Genomic DNA, 24,240 nt, shown 5'->3' with positions numbered 1-24,240 from the left:
ATTTAATGATTACTACAAAGCAAATTAAGGCTAAAGTTTTCCGCTTGTAGAAAATTTTAGCCTTACTAATTATAAAAAAATTAAAAATATATGGAAAAAATATTTGCTTTCTTAAAACAACTATCGCAAAATAACAATCGTGAATGGTTTGCAGAGAATAAACATACCTTTGAGGAAGCAAAGGCAGAAGCTGAGGCTTTTTTTCGTGCCATTTATGAAGAAATAGCCCAAAATGATTTTGTTGGAGAGATGAAAATATATCGAATTTATAAAGATATACGTTTTTCAAAAGATAAAACACCTTATAAAACTCATTTTGGACTTTATTTTCCACGAAAACAACCTCATCATCGTGGTGGATATTATATACATCTGTCACCTGAAGAAACTTTTGTAGGTGGTGGCTTTTTTGCTCCTAATAAAGAAGACCTTTTTCGCATTCGCAAGGAAATTCAGCTCGATGCACAAGGATTTCTGCAAGTGATGCAATCCAAAGGAATTCGGGATTATTACAATGGAGAACTTTGGGGAGAAGAACTGAAGACTGCCCCAAAAGAATTCGACAAAAATGACCCAATGATTACCTATATCCGAAAGAAACAATTCTTGCTCAAACGTGATTTTACAACAACTGAAGCATTACAACCTGATTTTTCATCTAAAGTTGTAAAGTCTTTTGAAGCTATGCATCCATTTTTTGAGTTTATGACCACTGCCCTAACGACAAATCTTAATGGAGAATCACTTTTTGATGAGTAAAATTAAATTTTCTGTTGTAACATTGCTTTTATAAAATGTATGAAGTTTCAATTTAACAAAAAATATTTCCTACAGGCAGTATCTTTATTCCTTATAGAAGTTTTAATAGCTACTATTTTCCGAAAAATTTATTTTCTGAGAGCTTATGTAGGAGATATTTTGGTAGTAATGCTTATTTATACATTTGTTTTGTCATTTCTGAAAGTAAAAAATAAAGATAAGTTGCTTGTTGGCATATTTCTTTTTGCAGTTGCTATTGAAATCTTGCAATTTTTCAAAATCGCCGAATTGCTGGGCTTCTCCAAAGGTAGTATTGGTTACATCTTAATGGGGAATTACTTCTCTTGGGAAGATATTATTTGCTACGCAGTGGGTTGCATTCTATTAAAAATATTTAATTCAAAATAAATTACATTATGAAGTTAAGTTCGTTCAGTGAAAACCTTGTTTTTTCACCAGAAAAGATACATACACAAGTAGTTTTAGAATCTGAGTTTTCGAAAGAAATCCGTATTACAATGTCTGAAGGACAACTGATGAAAGAACATCAAACTAAGTTCCCTATTGTGGTTCATATTTTGGAAGGAACCATCGATTTTGGGGTTGGCGGAAGTGTTCATACAATGAAAAAAGGAGATATCATTGCATTGGAAGGAAATGTTCCTCACGATTTAAAAGCTCTAGACAATAGCATTGTGCGTCTGACACTTTCCAAGCAAGATAAAATTTCGAGGGTTGAAGAAGTTGTTAAACAATCTGAAAAAAACTAACGTATGAAGGAAATCGAAACAAGGGAAGATATAAACCGATTGGTAAAAGCCTTCTACATTCAGATACGTAAGCACGACTTGCTGGGTCCCATATTTAACAGCCACATCGCAGAAGAACAATGGCCTCCGCATTTGGAAAAACTCACGGATTTTTGGGAAACAATCCTCTTCGGAGTTCAAAAATTCAAAGGCAGTCCTTCATTAAAGCACATCGAAGTGGATAAAAATCTGAACTATGGCATTACACAAGAGCATTTTAACCAATGGGTAAGCCTCTGGCACGAAACAATTGATAAAATGTTTGAAGGTGCGGTTGCCCAACGAGCAAAAGAAGCGTCAAACCAAATGGCTATAGGGCAATATACGATGTTATGGCGTTACCGACCTGAAAATTTTTAACAACGGAAGATAGGAATTAAGAACTCACTTAATTCCTTTTTATTTTTTAGGAAGTATTCCCAATACTTTTTGAAGTTCAACAACTGATTTTTCCATTCGCCTAACGATTTTATTATCGGTAACTTCACGTCGTAGCTCAGGTTGTTGATACCACGAAGTGTCGGCCCCTGCACGGCAATGGCTGATTTCCAAATTATCGTCAATATTTACAACGAAGAAATATTCGGAAGGGAAATACGCATCTTTCACATCAAAGAATACAATAGCTCGGGGCAAATAAAAATCACCATATTCAGCAGTATTATGAATTTTATCGTGATTCCATACCACAGCATATTTAAATCCTTTATCTTTCTTTTTCCAAGGCAATATAGACACCTCTTGGGGCAATTGAAAAATATGTAACACGTCTTTCTCAATGAAAGAAGTGCTTATCATAATTTTAGCAAAAGCTTCTCTTGTAATTTTCTTATTTTGAAGAGGTTCACCGTGTATTTGTCTACTTCTGTAATATATCCTTGGCATAAAATAAGGTGCTTTATAGGTTTGCAAATATATATAATTATCTTCTTATTTTTTACACAGATTTATGTTTTGTTAATATCTTTTTATACCTTTGTGTTCGTGTGCGTTTCTCTTACAGAAAGAGAAATAATATCAGATAATTTCACTATTGATTTTCAATTAAGTATATATGAAAAAAATCATCATTTTTGCATCTGGTTCAGGTAGTAATGCGGAGCGAATAGCAACTTTTTTTAAAGATGATAAAAATATTCAAGTAAATTTGATACTTTCCAACAACCCTAAAGCTGGTGTTTTGGAACGGGCTAAACGTTTGCAAATTCCGTCGATTGTTTTTGACAGACAAGCGTTTTACCATTCGGAAATTGTACTTGACATTATCCAAAGTCAAAATCCTGACTTAATTATTTTGGCTGGTTTTCTTTGGAAATTTCCTGAAAATATCATTAAAAATTTTCCTAATAAAATTATCAATATTCACCCATCATTATTACCAAAATATGGCGGAAAAGGAATGTATGGAGGCTTTGTACATCAGTCAGTTATCGAAAACAGAGAACCAGAAAGTGGCATCACAATTCATTATGTAAATGAAAATTATGATGAAGGCACAATTATTTTTCAAACCCAAACAGAAGTGTCAGCAAACGATACACCTGAAACATTGGCAGAAAAAATACATCAGCTTGAATATGAACATTTTCCTAAAGTTATTGCTTCTTTGTTAAAATAAAGAATATTTCAAAATTTAAACACATCATTATGAAAATATATCCTATTGAAACAGTGAATTTTAAGTTAGACGGAGGAGCAATGTTTGGTGTTGTTCCTAAAACTATTTGGCAAAAAACAAACCCAGCAGACGCTAACAATCAAATTGATTTATCTGCTCGATGTATGCTTATTGAAGATGGTAATCGACTGATTTTGATTGATACAGGAATGGGCAACAAACAATCCGATAAATTTTTTGGATATTATGCACTTTGGGGAGACGCTAACTTAGACGATTCATTGAGGAAAGTAGGATTTCATCGCGATGATATCACAGATGTTTTTATGACACACTTGCACTTTGACCATTGCGGAGGGTCAATCCAATGGAATAAAGACCGAACAGGCTACGAACCAGCCTTCAAAAACGCCCGATTTTGGACAAATGAAAAACATTGGCAATGGGCAACCAAACCCAATGCTCGTGAAAAGGCTTCTTTCCTAAAAGAAAATATTTTACCAATGGAAGAAAGTGGTCAACTACATTTTATTGATAATCAAAAGAAAACTTTTTTACAAAATAGCGAATTAGGTTTTGATATCCTTTTTGTAGATGGTCATACAGAAAAACAAATGCTCCCATACATTGATTATCAAGGAAAAAAATTAGTTTTTGTAGCCGATTTACTACCAACAATAGGTCACATTCCATTGCCATACGTTATGGGATATGACACACGTCCCTTATTGACCATTGCTGAAAAAGAACTTTTCCTAAAAGAAGCTGCTGAAAACGAATACTATCTATTTTTGGAACACGATGCCCATCACGAAATCTGCACAGTAAAACGAACTGAAGTTGGTGTACGACTCAATGAAACATACAAATTTGATGAAATTTTCTCTTAGAAACAGAAGAAAATTTTCTAAATCGAAACTTTAAAATTTCGTTTTGTTTCTAAATAATTACTTTTTTCATAAAAATAGAAATCAAAATAACTTTTTTAAGAAAATTTTTCATAGCTTTGTCTGTCGTATTTTGAAAACGAAAAACATATATTATTAATCAACAAATTAAAACAATCAAGGTATGTTCAGACATTTACTCACATTACTTGTGTTGATTTTAGCTCTACCAATGTCAGCACAAGTGAAAGTAACAGGAAAAGTTACAGATGGAATGAATAGTCCGTTACCGGGAGCCAATGTTACGGTAAAAGGGACTACGAAAGGAGTGAGTTCCGATTTTGATGGGAACTACGAAATTGAAGCTAAGCAGGGTGATATACTCGAATTTAGTTTCATAGGTTTTCAGACCCAAACCCAAAAAGTGACGGGAGGAAAAACACAAATCATTAACGTTGTACTCCAAGAAGATGCACAAGAGCTTGATGATGTTGTAGTTATAGGTTACGGAACTCAGAAGAAAGCCAATCTTACGGGGACAGTAAATACGGTTAAAGCAGAAACCATTGAAGGGAAAGCCACCACATCGCTTACCAATGCACTTCAAGGAGTTGCCCCAGGGGTAACTATTATTTCTCGCCCTGGTGACATCGGCAATGATATGGGGAATATCAATGTGCGTGGACGAGGTAGCTTAGGAACTGCAGCACCTTTGTATATAGTTGATGGTATTCCAGTAAGTGAAGGAGATTTTCAACGAATTTATACAGGAGATATTGAAAGTATCAGTGTGTTGAAAGATGCCGCAGCGTCAGCAATTTACGGGGCAAGAGCAGCTCACGGGGTTTTCCTAGTAACTACTAAGAAAGGAAAAGAAGGAAAAGCTAGTATTTCTTATAATGGATATTATGGTTTCCAATCACCTACTATTCTTCCGAAAAAACTAAATTCATATAATTACGCAACTCTTCTTAATGAAGCTAATATTAACGCAGGTAAAGACGGAATTTATGACCAAAAAGCTATTGACAGAATTGTAGCTCAAGATTCACCTGATTTATATCCAAATAACGATTGGTATTCATTAGTTTTCAGAAAACATATTCCTATTCAAGAACACAACATCAATATTTCTGGAGGTGGGAAAACACGTTATTTTGTTAGTGGAACTTTCTATGAGCAAGAGTCTGTAGTAAAGGGACGTTTGTTGGACAGATATAGCTTTAGAGCTAATACAGAACGTGATTTTACTGACAAATTCACCTTAGGCACAAACATCTCATATGTACAGGATTACTTTAACAGAGATGGTAATTTCTCCATTACAGATTTGGACAGAATGACGCCACTAACCGTAGCTCGTCATACTGATGGAAGTTGGGGAACCGTAACTGGAGGTAACGAAAGTACAGTGTTAGCAGAAAACAACCCACTTAGAAAAGCCGCAGAATATGGTCGTAAAGATTACATAGCAACTCGATTTAATGGTTCAATCAACGCCATCTGGAAGCCCATAAAAGGTTTAAATATCACAGGACAGCTTTCATATAGAACTTTTGACAAGAGAGACACCGAATTTGAAAATAAAGTAGGACAGCTCACAGGTTTCATCTCTAAAAAGCCTATGCCAGGAACCGATGGTCAAACCATCAATAAAATGACAAAAAAATGGGAACACGTAAAAAATCTTACCTCACAGCTATATGCCAATTACGATTTCTCTTTGAAAAATCATAATTTTTCACTTATGGGTGGTACACAATACGAAGACTACCGTTATGAGTGGCTTGAAGCATCACGGAAAGATTTCCCAAATAACAATTTGAACTCCATCAACGCAGGTTCAGCAAAAGCTAAAAATTTGGGTAATGACGGAAGAATCCAAGAACGTGCTTTCTTATCGTATTTTGGTCGATTAAAATACAATTACGATGGAAAATACCTGTTTGAAGCGAACGTTCGTGCTGACCAGTCTTCACAATTTCCAAAAGAAAATAGATTAGGGGTTTTTCCTTCGTTTTCAGCAGCATATCGTATTTCACAAGAAAGCTTTATGAGAAATGTTGAATGGCTTTCTGATTTAAAATTACGAGCCTCGTGGGGTAAATTAGGGAACGTTGACAATATAGGCTATTATGATTACTACAATGCTCTTGGTAGCAGTGGAACTGGTGCTTATGTTATTAATGGAGAAAAAGCTGATGGTGTTTGGCCATCCATTCAAGCAAATAAAGACCTAACTTGGGAAACCGTTACAATGGCTAATTTAGGACTTGATGCTTCATTTTTTAAAAACTCATTGAATATTCAAGTAGATGTTTTTGATAAATTAACCACTGACATTTTGCTTAAAATGCCTCAACCTTATGAATTGGGATTAGTAGTTGACAAAAATAAAAAAATAGACGAAAGAGTAGCTAAAAATGCAGGAAAGGTTTCTAACAAAGGTATTGAAGCCTTGGTTTCTTACAGAGGAAGTATCGGAGATTTCAAATATGGTATTTCTGGAAATATTTCCAAAATATGGAACAAAATTATTGATTTAAACGGACAAGACAACCAAGTAAATGGTAATTTTATTCTTAAAGAAGGTGAAGCTATTGGTTCTTTTTACGGCTACAAAGCTCTTGGTTTATTCAGAGATAGTGAAGATGTCAAAAATCACGTGAAACAAGATGCAGCAACTGGAGCTGGAGATATAAAATACGCAGATACTGACAAAAATGGCAAGTTTGATGCCGATGACCGCACAATTTTAGGAAACGATGTACCTTATTTTACTTATGGGTTAGGTTTTGATGTTTCCTATAAAGGATTTGACTTTTCGGTACAGGGACAAGGGGTAAGAGATGTACTTGTATATCTATCAGGAGAGGCATCACAAGCATTTTTTAATGGAGCAGGAGCAAAAGAATATCACTTAGGACGTTGGACAACGCAAAATCCTGATCCTAATGCTAATTATCCTCGTTTACTTATTACCTCAGCTAACAATCATAATACCAGAACCTCATCATTTTGGTTGTATGATGCGGATTATTTCCGTATAAAAAGTATTATCTTAGGATACACAATGCCACAAGAAGTAAGCCAACTCATAGGTTTCCAAAAGGTGCGTTTCTATCTATCAGGAACAAACCTAATTACTTTCCGAGCTGACAAACGCCTGAAAGACTTTGACCCAGAAGCTCCTTCACAACGTGGCACATATCCTAATATGAAGAATATTATCTTCGGAGTAAATGTATCATTTTAAAAAGAATCATTATGAAATTAAAACATATAATCCCTTTATTTATAGCCTTGTTCGCCATAGGTTGTAATTTAGATAAAGAACCTCAAGACAAAATTCTTTTAGAAAATTTTTGGAAAACAGAGAATGATGTAAATCTTGCTTTAATAGGATGTTATGCATACATTCCTGCAAGTGTGTATAATGCCTATAACGATGGTTATGCCGACAACTCATACTGCCAATATCCTTGGGAAAGTAAAGCTACAATAGCATCTGCTGGAGATATCACTGATAATGATGATTTTGGATATAGCTTTGTAGGTCTTCGTCGCTTTAACTATTTTTTAGATAATATAGACAAAGCTCCTGTTTCTGATGCTCTAAAAAAACAAACAAAAGCGGAAGTACGTACACTTCGAGCGTGGTTTTATTTTAATTTAGCTTCCAAATTTGGAGATGTTCCCCTAATTAAAAACTATATTTCTGAAACTGAAGAAGGACAAGTAGCCCCAACTTCTGAAAAAGAAGTTATTAACTTCGTAATCAATGAGCTTACTGAAAGCATTCCTGATTTACCAACTGCTCCTTCTGTAAAAAGCCGTTTGGGACAAGCTGCTGGTTACACCATCAAAGCACGTGTACACTTGTTCTATGGGCAATATGCAGAAGTTGTAGAGGCTACCAAAGCCATTATGAATATGGGGTATGATTTATTTAAGTTAAAAGCAAATCTTAGTGAAGAAAAGGATGATTATTCAACTTTTATAACATTTACTGATAACACTCACAAACAGAAATTCTACGATGGGCTTCGTAGTTACGAAAAATTGTTTTGGGACGAAAACAAGAATAACGAAGAGGTTATTTTAAATCAAGAATTCATAGAAGATAATTTTAATTATATAAGTTTGTACTTTCTATCAAGTAATGCTGGTGGTGGTTGGAGTTCTATCACTCCTACAGTAGATATGGTAAATGCTTATTGGAAAGCAGATGGAACAAGCTTTACTCCTCCAACAAACGACGAAAGAAAAGCCAAATATAATAATGGAAAATTTAATTCTACATATTTAGAGGAATTCAAAAATCGTGATACTCGTCTGTATGCTTCTATTCTGTATCCAGGAGCTATTTGGAACGATGTTTTAGGTAATAAAACATTTGTTTGGCAAAACAATGGAAAAGCCAATAACACCTCCAAAACAGGTTATAATTACCGAAAAATGGTTGACCCCAACGAAACAATACGCAGAAAAATAAATGATTTTCCGCTTATTCGTTATGCTGAAATTCTACTAATGTATGCCGAAGCTCAAAACGAGGTAGCTGGAGCAGATGGTAGTGTTTATGATGCATTGAACAAAATCCGAAATAGAGTAGGAATGCCAGATGTAACAGCGGGGCTATCAAAAGAAGCAATGCGTGACGTTATCCGTAATGAACGTCGTATTGAATTAGCCTGTGAAGGACATCGTTGGAATGATATTCGTCGTTGGGGAATTTCTTCTCAGGTAATGAAAGATATTCATAGTATTCAGGGAGAATTGGCTCAAAAACGTCGTTGGGAAGACAAGTACGTTCGTTTACCTTTCCCTATTTCTGCTATTGACAGAAATCCTAAATTAAAGGAAGCTCAAAAAGCTAAAGGATATTAGTTTTCATCAGTTTATATTTGAATTAACAATAAAAAATCACCCTGTTTTGGGGTGATTTTTTATTTATTATTCTGGTAAAATAGCTTTTCCAAACTTCTCAAAACAAGCAGAGACACTCTTATAAATGGTTTGATAATCTGCCATTTCTTTTCCTGTAAAAATTAGTGCTATAACATATTTTTCAGAGGTAACTTGACTCAAGAAATGTTTCTGTAATCGATAACTTTCACGAATAAGCCGTTTGATGCGATTTCGATGGACAGCTTTTTTGAACTGCCTTTTAGGAACACTGATAAGTACCTGAAATTGGGATTCTAAATCATTTTCAAGCGGAAAGTAAATCATTTTCAGAGGATAATTTTGCACACTTTTTCCCTCTGAAAATAATTGTTGAATGTATTTTAGTTTACACAGTTTTTCCGATTTAGGAAAAGAAAAGTCGTTGCTTTTTGACACAAATACTAATTATTAAATACGTTATTTTCTTTGTTAATATCAACTGAAATATTAGTAGGATCAATAATTATACTTCTAACTTCTTGCATAGGTAAATCAACTTCAAAGGTGTATGTCAGATTTCCCCAACCCCAAGATGATAGCATATGTTGTTGATGAGATTTATAAGAGTTCTCCTTGCTTCCAAAGGTCATCCGAAGCGGAATGTGATAGTAGTGTATTTTTTCGCTTTTTTCAATCACAAACAAATCTACAGGCAGAGGCAATCTGCCTATTCTTCGTAAGGTAATTTCAGTTTTATTTCCCTTTGGTTTTACACTTTCAATGGCATAATCAGCTGTGTGAGTTGTTCCGATAAATTCATTTAGGAACCATTGCAATTGCATTCCTGATACTTTTTCAGCTATACGAATAAAGTCATTCGGTGTGGGGTTTTTAAATGCAAAATCTTTATAAAATTTTTGTAGTGATTTGATAACATTCTGTTCACCCATTATATATCCTAATTGAGTTAAAAACAACAAACCTTTACTATATGCCATAACTGAATAAGAAAAGTTTTTATCAAATCTGTCAGCGTGTGTGGTAGCTGGTTCTTCCAATCCTGATTTCACTAATTTGTAATAACTTGTATAGGAATTCTGGAAAGGATTCCCCTTACTATCGGGTGATATTATACTATGCATAGCCAAATCTTCTATGAAGGAAGTGAAACCCTCATCCATCCAAGCATATGAACTTTCGTCAGTGGCTAATAAATGTTGAAACCAAGCGTGAGCAAGTTCGTGAATAGAAGTTCCTAAAACGGATTCATATTTTTCTCCACCAGCGACCAGCGTACACATTGCATATTCCATTCCGCCATCACCCCCTTGAATAAATGAATATTGCTCCCAAGGATACTTTCCTACAATCTCATTGAAAAAATCAAAAACTTTCACCAACTCTGGTTGCATTTTTCGCCAATTTTCATCGTATTTCTTATAAAGAAAATGAAATACTTTTCCATCTTTCAAAGCAATTTTATCGTGTTTGAAGTCCGTATCAGCAGCCCACGTAAAATCGTGTACATTTTTAGCTACAAAATGCCAAGTTTTTGTTTTTCCTTTGGCTTTCGGAACTTTCACTCCTTCGTTTTCGTAACCAAACCCAATTTCATTATTGTTTTGTAACACTCCCGAACCTCCAAGTATATAATTTTTATCAATGGTAATTTTAACATCGAAATTTCCCCAAACACCATAAAATTCACGAGCAATGTACTCTGTTGGGTGCCAACCTCTGTAGTCATAAGCAGCGATTTTTGGATACCATTGTGCCATTGAAAGAGCCACACCATCTCTGCTATTTCTTCCTGTACGACGAATCATTACAGGCACTTGTGCTTCAAACTCCATATCAAAAATAACTTTTGAGTTAGGCAAGATAGGATTTTTTAGATTTACTTTCAGTATTGTACCTTCGGTTTTGTGGGAAACACTTTCTCCGTCTTGTGTAAGTGATTTCACGTGGATATATCCTATTTCATTAGGTTTAAGTGAAGCTATTCTACTTTCATATATCGGATTTTCTTTCGTCCCTTTGTTAATAACCATTCGGCGGTCAGGGTCTGTGATGGATTGCAAACGAGCGTCCATTTCGCTACCTGGTTGAAAGGCATTCAAATAAAGATGATAAAAAACTACCTGAAGTGTATCAGGAGAGTTGTTCGTGTAGGTAAGTTTTTGCTTTCCTTTATATTGAAAATTCTTGACGTCCATATCAATTTCCATTTCATAATCGGCTTGTTGTTGCCAATAGGAAGTGTTTTGAGCTTTTGAAAAAGTAAAAACTCCCAAAAGGAATACTGCAAAAATGTATTTATTCATTGAAATTTGATTTTGATTAGAATCGCAAAGATAGCTGTTTCTGTTGTAAGTCCAAAAAGGAAATATTTTAAGCTCAATTTAGTAATTTAAAAACATCAGTACAATACGTTAAAAAGAGCAAAAGTTATTCACACTAAATCGTTTTCGTTTCGATTTGTTTCGAGAAGAAATTTTTCGGAATAAAAAAAGTTGTACTTTTACAACCGAGAAGTAGAATTGTTATAATATTTTGTTTAATTGTTAAGGAATTATTTATGAAAGTATCAAATGTATGTACTTTGTTTTTGTTTCTTTTCGTTTCTGTAGGGTTGTATGCCCAACAAATTGTAAAAGGAACAGTCAAAGACGCTGCTACGGGCGACCCTCTACCAGGAGTAAGTATCGTTGTGAAAGGGACTACGCACGGAACAGCCACAGATTTTGACGGTATGTATGAACTTAAGGCTGAAAAGGGGCAAACATTGGTATTCTCCTATATTGGCTTTAAAAATCAAGAAGTTTTGGTAAAAAGCGAAAACCAAACTATTAATGTTAATTTACAAGAAGACACACAACAACTTGAAGATGTAGTCGTTATCGGATATGGAGTTGCTAAAAAGAAAGATGTTACTGGTTCTGTAAACTTGGTAACCACCAAAGATTTTAACAAGGGGCAAAACCTTTCTGCGGGAGACTTGCTACAAGGAAAAGTTGCTGGGGTGCAGATTACCTCAGGAGGAGGTGCTCCTGGTGATGGACAAAATATCCGTGTGCGTGGTACAGGGTCTTTGACATTGAACTCGAATCCGTTAGTAGTAGTTGATGGTGTTCCGATGAACGACGGAGCTATCGGAGGAGCGAGAAATATTTTAAATGACATCAATCCTGATGATATCGAAAGTATGACCGTTTTGAAAGATGCCTCATCAACAGCTATTTATGGTTCTCGTGCTGCCAATGGGGTTATTATGATTACTACCAAAAAAGGAAGAGCTAATCAAGAGACACAAGTTTCTGTAAATTCAAGTATTTCAATTTCAGAAGTTTCTGACTACGTAAATTTACTTTCAGCAGATGAATTTCGTGCATTGGTAAACCAAACAGGAAACGCAACCCAAAAAGCTATTCTGGGGAATGCTTCAACTAATTGGCAAAAAGAGATCTACCAAGTAGCTCCAACTACAAATACAACTGTGGGTATCTCAGGAAACTTAGCCTCAATCCCATATCGTCTTTCATTAGGACACACGTATGCTGATGGGGTTTTGAAAACAGATAAATTCCAACGTGGAACAGCCAAACTTTCGCTAACACCACGATTTTTTGACAATTCATTAAAAACAGAATTGAATGTTTCAGGTTCATTTGTAAAAAACCGCTTTGCTGAAAGAGGTGCTATTGGTTCAGCTATAGAATTCGACCCGACACAACCTGTTCGCATCAATTCCACTAAATACGATGGATATTTTTCTTGGTTAGATGCAAGTAGTGGCTCACAGAGCAACACAGCCCCAGTAAACCCAATGGCTTTATTAAACCTAAGAAACAATACTGCCGATGTAAAACGATTGATTTCCAATTTGAAATTGGATTATACGTTACCTTTCTTTAAGGATATTACAGCTACCATCAATGCAGGGGTTGATATAACCAAAAGTGACGGAAAAGACATTACCGACCCTAAAATGCCAAACTCTTCAACTGATTTTAACGGAGTTACTACCATCTACGGAAACAAAGCTGTTAATATGCTTTTTGATGCGTATGCCAACTATATGAAAGACTTGGACAAACATTCAATCTCATTTATGGCTGGGCATTCATACCAAAAATTTGAATTTACCAATGATTCAAATCAAACACAATATTTTAAAGGTAAAAATGATTTGATTATTCCTGTAATTGACAAAAGCCGAAATGTCCTAATTTCTTTCTTCGGAAGAGCCAATTATAGTTTTGACAATCGTTATATGCTTACTGCAACACTTCGTGCTGATGCTTCATCAAAGCTAAATCCTGACGACCGTTGGGGATACTTCCCTTCGGTAGCTTTGGCTTGGAATGCTAAAAATGAATCTTTCCTAAAAGAAAGTGAAAATGTTAATGAATTGAAATTACGTTTAGGATACGGAGAAGTAGGTAACGTAAACGGATTGGGAGATTATTTATTCCTTACTCGCTATGTAGGAAGCGTAAATCAAGGGGCTTACTATCAATTCGGAAATCAGTTTGTACCAACAGCTCGTCCTGAGAGTTTGAATAAAAACTTACGTTGGGAAGTAGGTAACACACTTAATGCAGGTATCGATTATGGCTTCTGGCAAAATCGTGTATCAGGTAGCATTGATGTATATCGAAAACTTACTAAAGACCTTATCGCTGAAAGCAACGTAGCTCCATTTACCAACTACGGAAGCCGCATTTCGAGCAACATTGGTGATATGGAAAATAAAGGAATTGAATTCTTATTGAACGTTGTTCCTGTTCGCACTGATGATATTAATTGGACATTGAGCTACAACATTGCTTACAACGATAATAAAATCACACGCCTTACCAACTTGCAAAATGTGGGAGGAATTAGTGGCGGTACTGGAAACACCGTACAACGCCATCAGGAGGGATATGCTCCTTACACTTTCTTCCTATATCAACAGGTATATGACAATAAAGGATTCCCTATTGAAGGAGCATATGTGGACAGAAATAACGACGGCAAAATCACTGAAGATGACCGCTATATGGGTAAATCACCATATGCTGACGTAACAATGGGGCTTACCACTAATCTGAACTACAAAAACTGGGATTTGAACATCGCTACACGTGCTAGTTTAGGAAACTATGTGTACGATAACGTATCGTCTGCCAACGCTTCTTTGGATAGAGTTTACAGCGACAATATCCTTCGTAATACCATTGCAACTTATTACGACACTCTACTTTCAAAACGAACTACGGAAACGTTGCTTAGTGATATGTACCTACACGATGGGTCTTTCTTCAAGATTGACAATGTAACTCTGGGGTATAACTTCCCTAAAGATAAATATGGTATTCGTGTATATGGAACAGTACAAAATGTTCTGACACTGACCAATTACAAAGGTTTAGACCCTGAAGTGGTTACTCTCGATGGCTTTGGAAGACCAACATTCGGCGTTGACAACAACGTATATCCACGTCCGCGTACATATTTGGTAGGAATCAATGTGAATTTCTAATAGAGTACAGATTAACTAAAATTATTTGACAGCAATGAAAAAATATAATATATTCAAAATATGGGGACTTGCTTTGACTTTGTCGCTAACGGGCTGTATGAAAGACCTTGACCAAGACCCCTCTATCGACCCTGATAGCATTAACTCAAGTTCAGTACAAACCAATCCTGAATATGCAAAACAAACTTTAGCAAAGGTATATGCCTCATTGGCACTCACTGGACAACAAGGACCCGCAGGTTCTGCTGATATTCAAGGACTTGATGAAGGGACATCACAGTTCACACGTTTGCTATTCTATATGCAAGAATTGCCAACAGATAACGCAATTGTGGCCTGGTCTGACCCTGGAGTTCCTGATTTCCACAATATGAACTGGTCTTCTTCGAACGGAATTATTGAAGCGATGTACTATCGTTTGGCACAATCCGTTTCATTCGCTAACGCATTCATTGCCAATAATGAAAATAGTTCCAATGAAGAGATGAAAAAGTATGGCGTAGCTGAGGCACGTTTCATCAGAGCGTATGCATATTACCATTTGATGGATTTGTTTGGTAATGTACCTGTCCTTACCCAAGTACAAGACAATCTTACTGGGCAAAATACACGCAAAGAGGTTTTTGATTTTATCGAAAGTGAGCTAAAAGCGATTGAAAGTGAACTGAAACCTGCTAAAGGTAACGAATACGGACGTGTTGACGTCGTAGCTGCGTGGGCATTGCTTTCACGTTTGTACTTAAATGCTGAAGTATACACAGGTACAGAGCGTTACGATGATTGTATCACATATAGCGAGAAAGTTATCAACTCAGGATATGCATTACACAACAACTATTCACACTTGTTCTTGGCTGATAATGACACTAACGGAGCACAAAATGAAAATATCTTTACAGCTAATTTTGATGGAGTTAACTCACAAACTTGGGCTGGAAGTACCTTCCTTGTTCACGCTGCGATTGGTGGTAAAATGAAACTAACTGATTTTGGTGTTAGTGGAGGTGCTTGGGCAGGTATCCGCACCACCAAATCATTGGTTGAAAAATTTTCAGGTGCAGGTAATCCACCTACTTCTTGGACGGATAAAAGAGCAATGTTCTTCACTGACGGACAAAAATATGAAATCGAAAATGTTTCAGACTTTAAAGAAGGTTATGCTGTGATGAAGTTCAAAAACTTAACCTCAGCAGGTAAATTTGGGAAAGACCCAGGAGGGCAATTTGTAGATACAGATGTGGCACTTATCCGTCTGGGTGAAATTTACCTAAATTATGCTGAAGCTGCGGTTCGTAAAGGGACAAATCAGGCAAATGCTTTACAATACGTAAATGTACTCCGCACACGTTCAGGAGCGAATGCTCTTTCAAATTTAACAATTGAAAACGTGCTTGATGAACGTTCCAGAGAGCTTTATTGGGAAGGTTTCAGACGTACTGACCTTATCCGTCACGGACATTTCACTTCATCAACTTATGTGTGGCCATTTAAAGGTGGAGTAGCCAACGGAACGGGAGTAGACGCATACCGAAACTTGTACCCTATCCCTACGAATATTATCTTGGCTTCAAAGGGAGTTTTAAAACAAAACGCTGGATATTAATAACATCATAAAGTTGTCCGAGTAATTACTTTCCTCGGGCAACTTATTTAAACGTATATAAAAATGAAAAAAATAATATACCTTATGAGTTTGCTAACATTAACGTTAGTAAGCTGCGAAAAAGATGAGAAAATCACTTATGATGGCAACGCAAAGGTAACCACTACCCTTTCTGCTGAAAGTGTTACATTAGATAAGGATAAGAAAGAGGAGACCGCCCTGACTGTTTCGTGGGAAAGTACACCTCTAAATGTGAATGTAGTTCCCTCTTATGAAGTTGTTTTTACAAATGGAGAAGAAACAAAATCGGAGCCTGTTTCTAAATCACCTGCTCATTTTACTGTAGCAAAACTCAATGAAATAATGCTCAAAATAGGGGTAAAATCCTTAGAACAAACTGACGTAAAGGTAAGCGTAAAAGCAAAATTAGGCATCAACAATTACCTATCTTTTGATGAAAAAATAATTAAAGTTACAGCTTTCGAAGATTTGGTTGTTCCTGAGTTTTATATTGTTGGTGGAGCAAGTTATGTAGGTTGGTCTGCCGATAAGGCACAAGGTTTGTACAAAAAAGAAAATATTAGTACAATTTTCACTTATTTGGAAAATAATCAACCTTTCCGTTTTTTAGGACAACAAAATTGGAATCCAATTAATTATAGCATCGACCAAGCGGGTACAAGAGATTCGTACAAGTATTTTACTACAGTACCTACAACCATAAAACAAGATGGTGAAGAAAATATGAAATTTGAAGGCGAAACAGGTATCTACAAAATCACCATAGATAATAAAGCTAAATCACTTGAAATTGAAAAATCGGCTTTGGGCTACAAATATGATAACTTATATTTAGTAGGAAGTATCAATGGTTGGAATGCTTCAGGGGCTATCAGTATGACAAAAATATCTGAAGGTGTGTTTGAACATACTATTGAACTGAAAAAAGGAGATGAATTCAAATTCATTGGACAGAAAGACTGGGGTGAACTTGATTGGGGGAACCTCAACGCAAATGGTAATACAGGTTACCTTGCTCCTAAGGGTAATAACGGAAACGTTGTATTTGATGGCAAAAATGGCACATACAAAATCACTGTGAACCTTAAAGGAGGTATTTACACCGTAATTCCTCAGTAATTAGAAAAAATAATTTACGAAAAAACCGAATAGAAATTTCTATTCGGTTTTTTTATTGGTAATAACTATTGACTTTTACGCTTTGATATTGTAACTTTACAAGAAAAATTTTTACAATGAAAACAAAAACAATTTTAATACTGCTATTATTAGTGGTAATGGGGTGTGGGAAAAGAATAGATGAAACTATTGAAAATATAACATTTACGACCATCGCAAAAGGAACTTTGTATGGCAACGAAAAGGAATATATTACCAAAAGTAATTTTTTTATATCTTCACAAAGTGATTTCAATGATTTAATATCTAATATGAGTAAAATTAATAACATATCTGATACTTTAACAGAGAAAGAGATTGATTTTTCAAAATATCAAATCATTGCTATTTTTGATGAAGTTAAATCTTCAGGTCCTTCGGATATAACAATAACAAAAATAGTCGAACGGAAGAATTATATTGAAGTATTTATCAATAAAACGATTAAAGATGGAGCTGTAATGAATCAGCCATATCATATTGTAAAAACTCCAAAGTGTGAAAAGAATATAATTTTAAGAAAATAAAACCTATTCAACATAAAAATACAATGAAAACAAAAACAATCTTAGCATTTCTGTTACTGGTGATAATGGGGTGTGGACAACACAAGAATGATCAAGATAAATTAAAAAAATTACCTTTTTCTTTATTGTTTCAAGGAAACTTGATGGCTATTGATAATGAGAGTAAAGAGATTGTTACAATTACATCTCAAAAACATTTTGAGGGTTGGATAAAGAGTCTCAATTTTAATGAAAAAGATAAGTTATTAACCAAAAAAGTAGATTTTTCAAAATATCAAATTTTAGTAGTTTTTGATGTGATCAGATATTATTTTCCCTCTTCAATAAGTGTTGTAGAAATTCATAAACATGAAAATTACATTCTTGTTCATACTAAAAGTGAATTAAAAGGATTAGCACCAGCAATTAATAGAGGCTTTTGCATCATACAAATACCTAAAATAACACAAAATATAACTGTAAAAAAGGGAATATTATGAAAAAAAACATTTTTATTGGATTAACCTGTTTGCTATCTGTTGTTGCTAAAAGTCAAACTAAATATTTCTATTATTTTAAAGGAGGAAAAATTCCTTTAGAAGTTGATACTAAAAGTATAAATATTATCATGAATAATTCTCCAAGAGAAGTAAGTCTTTATCAAAAAACATATAATGCAGTCCACGTATATAATGAGGAAAAAATAGAAGATGCATATCTGAAAGTTGATTATGTTAAGGAACAAAATAGAGAAGTTTTTGAAGAAAAAGTGTATGAATTAAGAAAAAATCCTGACATCAAAGGGATAGGAATATTTTTTAAACAGAAAAATGGAAAATCAGTACCTATTTCTAATTATTTTTATGTAAAACTAAAGACGAAAGATGACTATAGAAAGTTTTTCTAATAAAAAAAGGTTAAAATTATATCAAATGTAGGAAATATGCCCATGTGGTATATTCTTTCTACAACTAATAGCACCTATACTTCTTTAGAATTATCTAATCAGTACTATGAATCTGGTCTATTTGCTGATGTAGATCCTGCTTTCGCTTTCAATTTTTCCAACAAATGTACAAATGATCCCTCTTTTAACAACCTATGGGGAATTGAGAACATTAAGACCTGTAAAGCATGGATTATAGCACAAGGAGAAAACATAAACATAGCTGTTGTAGATCAAGGAATAGATAAAACACACAATGATTTGAAAGATAATATTCATTATCTAAGTTATGATACAGTAAAAAACATTTCAACAAGCGATTTTAATTCAACGCAAGCACATGGAACATTTGTCGCTGGAACTATAGGAGCTGTAAAGGATAATAATTTACAAATTGTAGGTATTGCTCCAAAATCAAAAATAATGAGTGTTAGTAACCCTTTAAAAGCAATTCCTACTATATCTTCTCAATTAGCATCAGGGATAAGTTGGGCTTGGCAAAATGGAGCCCATATAATAAACAATTCTTGGGGAGACCAAGCAGGTAGATTATACGGAGAATTAAGGAGTACCATACTAGAAGACGCTATAAAAGAGGCACTATTACAAGGTAGAAATGGAAAAGGTTGTATAGTTGTATTTGCCTCTGGGAATCACAATACAGATATTGATTATCCAGCCAATTCAAATCGTGAAATTTTAGTAGTAGGAGCAACTCAGTCAAATAGAAAAAAATCTCTCTTTTCAAGTTATGGTGATCAATTAGACGTTGTAGCCCCAGGCACACAGATTCTATCTACTCTACCTAACAACCAAATAGGTTACGATAGTGGCACCTCTATGGCTTGTCCTCACGTAGCAGGGGTCGCCGCCCTTATCCTTTCTGTTAATCCAAACTTAACGGGTAAAGAAGTCCGTGATATTATCGAAAAAACAGCTCAAAAAGTAGGTAGTTACAACTATCAAAATAGAGGTGATAAGCCCAACGGCAGTTGGAATAACGAAATGGGATATGGTTTGGTTAATGCCTATAAAGCTGTACAATACGCTACTATGGCTGGAGAGGATAAGGTTTGTGTGGGAAAAGATATTACACTCGAACTAAAAGTCCCTATTGCACAAGGAGCAACTATTAAATGGGAATATCCGAACAATAAAATGTATATCAGATCAGGGCAAGGAACCAAAAAATGTACCTTTGGCACATTCACTTATGGTGATAACAATATCATAAAAGCTATCGTAACACATAATGGCGATGTAAAAACCTATGAAAAAGAAATAGAAATCCAAAGCACATATGTAACCCATGTACCAACCATAGCAAATCACCCCAATACGCCCAGCAGTATTCCGTGTTGTGGCGGCAGTAACTATATTCCTCACGTGATTTGCACTTCAACAATCGGAGACCTTGAATGGGAAAATAAAATACTATACAAAGACCCCAAGGATTCCTTTACATTCATAATAAAGGAAAGCGGAGTAGATATACAAGCAACTCGATTTACCTCCACACCTTTCATCGTATCGACCCGAGCCAGAAATATCGCCCGAGAATCAAATCCTTGTGGGGCAACCTCTGATTGGTCTAGCCCTATTTCACGTTACTACGGCTCTGTTATACCTTACCGAACAAGCTTCAGAAAGGCAGAAAACCAAATCAACGATAAAATCTTTCTTTCAGAGTATTTTATGCACAGAGGTAATAGTCTACACATTATAAAAACAGATATTTATCAATGGTTAGACCAAAAATATGGAGGTAAGGACTTAAATGAAAATGAAGTAGGTAAAATAGTATCAATTCTTAATAATGTGGATAGGTATAATAGCCTAAACGTTAAATTTTTTGATATGAATGGCAGAAAGCTATTTGAGCAAAATTTTAATACAAATGAGGATATGATTATCGACACTTCACAACTTATCAAAGGTATGTATGTTATATACTATATCTGTGGAGATATATCACACGGAAAAGTTATCTACAAACCCTAACATATTTGTCAAACACAAATGTTTTATGTAATTTTGACCACACAAAAGCATAAAACAATTGTGTTTTGCAATGTTGTAGACATACAAAAGTACGAAACACTTCGGTTTTGCGTATTTGTATGTATACAAAACACAAAAACGTTTCATATTTGCATTATTGTAATACAAAATAAACTAAAAAACAAACGAAATTAATAACTATAAACCTAATTTAAACCATTTTCTATGATAACAAAGTACAATTTATCAAGAATTCGCCTAATGGAATTTGCACAAGTAATGGCGAATGTAAAAAGTTTTTTAGAAAAAGAAAACTTAGAAGCATTGGGACTAGCTCAAATGAAGCAAACTTTTGATGAAAAATTCATCGCTCTTGAAGAATCTCTCAAACCCTTACGCAAGAGTGAATACACTCAAAAAATCAAAGCACTTGATGACCAAAGAGATACGTTATTAACAGGATTCATTGGGCATTGTAAGGTATTTATTAATTTTCCTGAAAAAGAGAAAGCAGAAGCTGCCCAAAAGTTAGTACTTGTCAATCAAAAATATGGCAAAGCACCACAACGACAATCACACCGCGAAGAAACAGCCATTATTCGCAATTTGCTAAACGACCTTGAAGTTGCTGAACTAAAAAAAGCCGTTGAGGATATTGGTGCCGAGAAATGGATTGAGCATCTTGCCAAAATAAATGAAACCTTTGCTATTGTACATTCTGACCGCACACAGGAACAAGGAGCTATTGAGGTAGGTAAAACTAAAATAACTCGTTCTGAAATGCAGGAAGTTTTTAGCAAATTGGTGACACTCATCAATGGATTGGTAATCGTAAAGGGAGCTACAGAGTATCAAACCTTGATAAACTCAATTAATGAAGAAATTAAACGTGTACGAAATTGACTTTAAGAAAGTGTAGCAAATCATCATAACTTTCGATTAAGATTATAAAATCATTATGTTCAGTATAGGAAGTTGCAAATAGAACCTTGCAACTTCTTTTTTGTTAATCAACTTACTGATGATATTTTTGCTGTTTGTTTATTTTTATGTAGTTTTGTCATACTAAAAATCATTTTATGAAGAAAATACTTACATTATTCTGCATTTTGATGTCTTTCGGGGCAATTGCACAGACTGAAAACGTACAAGGAACGTATTATTCAAATTCACTTACCCAAGACTTGAAACTGAAAATAAATGAGGATAAAACCTTTGACATAGTAATCCTTTCAGGAAAATACGAATTGGGGAAAGACAACGCTATTGATTTTGCATTCGATAACGTGTCTACATTTGTGGTTCGGGAAAAAGAAAAAGGAAACAAAAGCACACTGAAAGTTACCTTAAATTCAAATTATGAACACGTCGACCTGAAGTTTTTGTACATTGGTTATGAAGATGAAAACAACGAAGTGAAATACGAAAATCTGTATGATAAAATTTCAGCCAATGAAACAACAAAAGAAGCATATACTGAAAACCGAGAAACAATTTATTCCTTAGGAACTTTTGAAATTCCTAAAACAGAAAACCTGTATTTGGTCAATGCTACCCAAATGCCAAGTTCGGAAAAAAAAGCAAGTGTTATCATCGAAAAGTTTCCCATTAAAAAAGATATTTCTTCTGTTGATGTATTCTTTAGCTTATCGGGGCTTTACGCTTCTGTCCCGAAAATTGCAGGGAAGTATAACAAGCAACAACAAAGCATTCAGTTACTTGATTTTTATGGTGAATATGACGTTCTCTTTGAAAAAAAATCAAAACGTAACGATGGGAAAAATATAAACAAGACTTCTGCCGATGAAGTTAAAAACTGGGAACATATAACCTACTCACAAGATGAAAATTTCCCATCAGATTCCATCTATTCATCTGTGGAAACAAAGGTAAAACTTGATGTGAAGGACAATCTGGCTGACGCTCTAAAATCTGTCCAAAAAAACAATAAACTACTTTTAGTTTTCTATCAACCCGAAAATACCGAAAAAGCAAAAGAAGAGTTCAATGATTTAATTTCACAATATGAATCGGACTTGAGTTATTACAATGAATATGAATTTTCAAAATATGATATCGTTGATTTCTATTTTGCTGACAAAAAAGATGAAAAGTGGTTCAAAAAGAAGAATATCAAAATGCAAAATCAGTTTATCTGTCTGAACTACAATGGCGAAATCTTATATCACGAGCCAAACACAGTAAGCAATGTCAAAAATAATATTTACGCAGGAAGTTCTTTTATTTCGGTTTTGGAAGGAGCTTTTATTGCCAAAGCAATTGATGACGTTTTCAGCAACAAAAAAGCAACCATTTCACAAATAGAAAATGTTTTCTTAAAGGCTCTGGCATCGAATAGTATTCCTCTGTACGTTTACAGAGAGAAAAGCAATGATGAAGAACAAAAAGATTCACAAGATTGGGAATTATATCTTGAAAATTTTAAAGACATCAAGAATTTGTACAAATTCAAATCCACACCTGAACAAGCGGACAAACATTGGAAAAGAATAATAGACGCCCATAAAAAAGACACCCAGCTCGATGTTCCGTTTGCAACTTTGTTAAGCAAGAATTATGAAGCATACAGCTTATATTACGACCACGAAAACTATTACAAAAAACTATTTGATATAAAGAGAAAAAACGATAAAACCGATTTGGAAGCAACCCAATATTTAATCAAATTTAATGAGCAAATACAAACATACAACGATAATCTGTACAAAAAAGAAGATTACATCAACTTAGAAACAATTAACGTCAATACAGATATCATCACTTCGGTGTTAAACAAAATCGCGGAAGATTCACCAGAACTTAGCGAAAAAGTAAAACTAACTTACATTGAAGGTAAACAAAAAAAGGTATTTGATTATGAAAATCTAAAACCATTCTTCGAAGAATTTTATCCCGAAGAACAAATAACCCTTTTTGAGGATTACTATCAAACGATGACCTCTGCTGATGCTTCCAATATCATTCTGTCTCTTGACAAAGTGTATTCTCAAAATACAAAACAACAATTCAACGATTGGATATATTACAAAAATAACTTTGCTAACGAATGTAATAACATCGCTTGGCAAATCGTTGAAAAACACAGAAATAATAAAGCACTTTTAGAAAAAGCTCTGAAGTGGTCCAAAACCTCTTTAGAATTGGAGAGCGAAAATCCTCATTATTTAGACACGTACGCACATTTGCTTTATTTCACAAACAACAAAGAAAAAGCAATTGAAACACAACGTAAAGCGTTTCAAATACTTGAAAACAGCCAAGAAGACTACGAACAAGAATTGAAAGAAGAAATAAAACAAACTCTCAAGAAAATGGAAAGCGGAAGTATTTAAGATACAGAGTTTGAAGATAATTTTATCAACAACTCTCATTCAAAAATAATTATAATAAAAAAATGGAGAACTCAACTTTGAGTTCTCCATTTTTTATTCACCTAAATTAATTAGCTTTTTAATACGAAGAATATATACTTATTTTTTCGAATTTAAACCTAA

At 34.5% G+C, this 24,240-nt stretch carries 20 protein-coding genes; 17 read left to right on the top strand and 3 right to left on the bottom strand.

Going from position 1 to position 24,240, the window contains the following annotated elements:
- The first annotated feature begins 90 nt into the window (after positions 1 to 90).
- From CGC48_RS06095 to CGC48_RS06080, 4 genes are read left to right on the top strand one after another with little or no spacing between them, the layout of a single operon-like run.
- Positions 91 to 759: a DUF2461 domain-containing protein gene (locus CGC48_RS06095; RefSeq protein ID WP_098028872.1), complete on the top strand. Its 669-nt coding sequence runs from the start codon at positions 91 to 93 to the stop codon at positions 757 to 759.
- A gap of 39 nt (positions 760 to 798) precedes the next feature.
- Positions 799 to 1,167, top strand: coding sequence for a ribosomal maturation YjgA family protein (locus CGC48_RS06090; RefSeq protein WP_041990806.1), 369 nt, complete (start codon positions 799 to 801; stop codon positions 1,165 to 1,167).
- Positions 1,168 to 1,175: 8 nt separating this feature from the next.
- Entirely contained in the window at positions 1,176 to 1,529 is a 354-nt protein-coding gene (locus CGC48_RS06085; protein WP_098028871.1) for a cupin domain-containing protein, read from the top strand.
- A gap of 3 nt (positions 1,530 to 1,532) precedes the next feature.
- Entirely contained in the window at positions 1,533 to 1,928 is a 396-nt protein-coding gene (locus CGC48_RS06080; RefSeq protein WP_041990802.1) for a group III truncated hemoglobin, read from the top strand.
- A 39-nt stretch (positions 1,929 to 1,967) separates the two neighbouring features.
- Here CGC48_RS06080 and CGC48_RS06075 read toward each other — a convergent pair whose 3' ends face one another.
- On the bottom strand, positions 1,968 to 2,453 hold the full coding sequence (locus CGC48_RS06075) for a hypothetical protein (protein WP_041990801.1): 486 nt from the start codon (positions 2,451 to 2,453) through the stop codon (positions 1,968 to 1,970).
- A 169-nt stretch (positions 2,454 to 2,622) separates the two neighbouring features.
- Between CGC48_RS06075 and purN the strand changes: the two genes are divergently transcribed.
- From purN to CGC48_RS06055, 4 genes are all read left to right on the top strand, one after another.
- Positions 2,623 to 3,186: a phosphoribosylglycinamide formyltransferase gene (gene purN, locus CGC48_RS06070; protein WP_098028870.1), complete on the top strand. Its 564-nt coding sequence runs from the start codon at positions 2,623 to 2,625 to the stop codon at positions 3,184 to 3,186.
- Between the two features lie 29 nt (positions 3,187 to 3,215).
- Entirely contained in the window at positions 3,216 to 4,076 is an 861-nt protein-coding gene (locus CGC48_RS06065) for an MBL fold metallo-hydrolase (protein WP_098028869.1), read from the top strand.
- Between the two features lie 181 nt (positions 4,077 to 4,257).
- The gene (locus CGC48_RS06060; protein ID WP_232780457.1) at positions 4,258 to 7,329 is read left to right on the top strand and encodes a SusC/RagA family TonB-linked outer membrane protein; all 3,072 of its coding nucleotides are present in this window, start codon (positions 4,258 to 4,260) and stop codon (positions 7,327 to 7,329) included.
- Between the two features lie 11 nt (positions 7,330 to 7,340).
- Positions 7,341 to 8,963, top strand: coding sequence for a RagB/SusD family nutrient uptake outer membrane protein (locus CGC48_RS06055; protein ID WP_098028867.1), 1,623 nt, complete (start codon positions 7,341 to 7,343; stop codon positions 8,961 to 8,963).
- Positions 8,964 to 9,029: 66 nt separating this feature from the next.
- Here the strand turns inward: CGC48_RS06055 and rnpA are convergent, their stop codons facing one another.
- Positions 9,030 to 9,419, bottom strand: coding sequence for a ribonuclease P protein component (rnpA, locus tag CGC48_RS06050; protein ID WP_098028866.1), 390 nt, complete (start codon positions 9,417 to 9,419; stop codon positions 9,030 to 9,032).
- A 5-nt stretch (positions 9,420 to 9,424) separates the two neighbouring features.
- Positions 9,425 to 11,287 carry a M1 family metallopeptidase gene (locus tag CGC48_RS06045; protein WP_098028865.1) on the bottom strand — a complete coding sequence of 621 codons (1,863 nt, stop codon included), beginning with the start codon at positions 11,285 to 11,287 and terminating at the stop codon, positions 9,425 to 9,427.
- Positions 11,288 to 11,541: 254 nt separating this feature from the next.
- Between CGC48_RS06045 and CGC48_RS06040 the strand changes: the two genes are divergently transcribed.
- The 9 genes from CGC48_RS06040 (at position 11,542) to CGC48_RS06000 (ending at position 24,078) form a co-directional block, all read left to right on the top strand.
- Entirely contained in the window at positions 11,542 to 14,490 is a 2,949-nt protein-coding gene (locus CGC48_RS06040; RefSeq protein WP_098028864.1) for a SusC/RagA family TonB-linked outer membrane protein, read from the top strand.
- Between the two features lie 34 nt (positions 14,491 to 14,524).
- Complete coding sequence (locus CGC48_RS06035) at positions 14,525 to 16,093, top strand: RagB/SusD family nutrient uptake outer membrane protein (protein ID WP_098028863.1); 1,569 nt, start codon at positions 14,525 to 14,527, stop codon at positions 16,091 to 16,093.
- Between the two features lie 63 nt (positions 16,094 to 16,156).
- Positions 16,157 to 17,233, top strand: coding sequence for a SusE domain-containing protein (locus tag CGC48_RS06030; protein ID WP_098028862.1), 1,077 nt, complete (start codon positions 16,157 to 16,159; stop codon positions 17,231 to 17,233).
- A gap of 116 nt (positions 17,234 to 17,349) precedes the next feature.
- Positions 17,350 to 17,799: a hypothetical protein gene (locus CGC48_RS06025; RefSeq protein WP_098028861.1), complete on the top strand. Its 450-nt coding sequence runs from the start codon at positions 17,350 to 17,352 to the stop codon at positions 17,797 to 17,799.
- Positions 17,800 to 17,822: 23 nt separating this feature from the next.
- On the top strand, positions 17,823 to 18,278 hold the full coding sequence (locus CGC48_RS06020; RefSeq protein WP_098028860.1) for a hypothetical protein: 456 nt from the start codon (positions 17,823 to 17,825) through the stop codon (positions 18,276 to 18,278).
- The gene (locus CGC48_RS06015; protein WP_098028859.1) at positions 18,275 to 18,685 is read left to right on the top strand and encodes a hypothetical protein; all 411 of its coding nucleotides are present in this window, start codon (positions 18,275 to 18,277) and stop codon (positions 18,683 to 18,685) included. The genes CGC48_RS06020 and CGC48_RS06015 overlap by 4 nt, the downstream gene beginning before the upstream one ends.
- A 36-nt stretch (positions 18,686 to 18,721) precedes the next feature.
- Positions 18,722 to 20,725, top strand: coding sequence for a S8 family peptidase (locus tag CGC48_RS06010; RefSeq protein WP_098028858.1), 2,004 nt, complete (start codon positions 18,722 to 18,724; stop codon positions 20,723 to 20,725).
- 225 nt (positions 20,726 to 20,950) lie between these two features.
- A complete protein-coding gene (locus CGC48_RS06005; protein WP_232780456.1) occupies positions 20,951 to 21,628 on the top strand; it encodes a DUF6261 family protein in 678 nt (225 codons plus the stop codon).
- Between the two features lie 176 nt (positions 21,629 to 21,804).
- Positions 21,805 to 24,078, top strand: coding sequence for a hypothetical protein (locus CGC48_RS06000; protein WP_157909876.1), 2,274 nt, complete (start codon positions 21,805 to 21,807; stop codon positions 24,076 to 24,078).
- The last annotated feature ends 162 nt before the right edge of the window (positions 24,079 to 24,240 follow it).

This window comes from Capnocytophaga cynodegmi, from assembly GCF_002302475.1.
GTDB lineage: Bacteria > Bacteroidota > Bacteroidia > Flavobacteriales > Flavobacteriaceae > Capnocytophaga > Capnocytophaga cynodegmi.
The sequence above is the reverse complement of the archived record's forward strand: the minus strand, read 5'-3'. Positions and strand labels throughout refer to the sequence as shown.

Coding starts and splice junctions, on each gene's coding strand:
- CGC48_RS06095 (WP_098028872.1), top strand. CDS start 91: ATGGAAAAAATATTTGCTTTCTTAAAACAACTATCGCAAAATAACAAT.
- CGC48_RS06090 (WP_041990806.1), top strand. CDS start 799: ATGAAGTTTCAATTTAACAAAAAATATTTCCTACAGGCAGTATCTTTA.
- CGC48_RS06085 (WP_098028871.1), top strand. CDS start 1,176: ATGAAGTTAAGTTCGTTCAGTGAAAACCTTGTTTTTTCACCAGAAAAG.
- CGC48_RS06080 (WP_041990802.1), top strand. CDS start 1,533: ATGAAGGAAATCGAAACAAGGGAAGATATAAACCGATTGGTAAAAGCC.
- CGC48_RS06075 (WP_041990801.1), bottom strand. CDS start 2,453: ATGCCAAGGATATATTACAGAAGTAGACAAATACACGGTGAACCTCTT.
- purN (WP_098028870.1), top strand. CDS start 2,623: ATGAAAAAAATCATCATTTTTGCATCTGGTTCAGGTAGTAATGCGGAG.
- CGC48_RS06065 (WP_098028869.1), top strand. CDS start 3,216: ATGAAAATATATCCTATTGAAACAGTGAATTTTAAGTTAGACGGAGGA.
- CGC48_RS06060 (WP_232780457.1), top strand. CDS start 4,258: ATGTTCAGACATTTACTCACATTACTTGTGTTGATTTTAGCTCTACCA.
- CGC48_RS06055 (WP_098028867.1), top strand. CDS start 7,341: ATGAAATTAAAACATATAATCCCTTTATTTATAGCCTTGTTCGCCATA.
- CGC48_RS06045 (WP_098028865.1), bottom strand. CDS start 11,287: ATGAATAAATACATTTTTGCAGTATTCCTTTTGGGAGTTTTTACTTTT.
- CGC48_RS06040 (WP_098028864.1), top strand. CDS start 11,542: ATGAAAGTATCAAATGTATGTACTTTGTTTTTGTTTCTTTTCGTTTCT.
- CGC48_RS06035 (WP_098028863.1), top strand. CDS start 14,525: ATGAAAAAATATAATATATTCAAAATATGGGGACTTGCTTTGACTTTG.
- CGC48_RS06030 (WP_098028862.1), top strand. CDS start 16,157: ATGAAAAAAATAATATACCTTATGAGTTTGCTAACATTAACGTTAGTA.
- CGC48_RS06025 (WP_098028861.1), top strand. CDS start 17,350: ATGAAAACAAAAACAATTTTAATACTGCTATTATTAGTGGTAATGGGG.
- CGC48_RS06020 (WP_098028860.1), top strand. CDS start 17,823: ATGAAAACAAAAACAATCTTAGCATTTCTGTTACTGGTGATAATGGGG.
- CGC48_RS06015 (WP_098028859.1), top strand. CDS start 18,275: ATGAAAAAAAACATTTTTATTGGATTAACCTGTTTGCTATCTGTTGTT.
- CGC48_RS06010 (WP_098028858.1), top strand. CDS start 18,722: ATGCCCATGTGGTATATTCTTTCTACAACTAATAGCACCTATACTTCT.
- CGC48_RS06005 (WP_232780456.1), top strand. CDS start 20,951: ATGATAACAAAGTACAATTTATCAAGAATTCGCCTAATGGAATTTGCA.
- CGC48_RS06000 (WP_157909876.1), top strand. CDS start 21,805: ATGAAGAAAATACTTACATTATTCTGCATTTTGATGTCTTTCGGGGCA.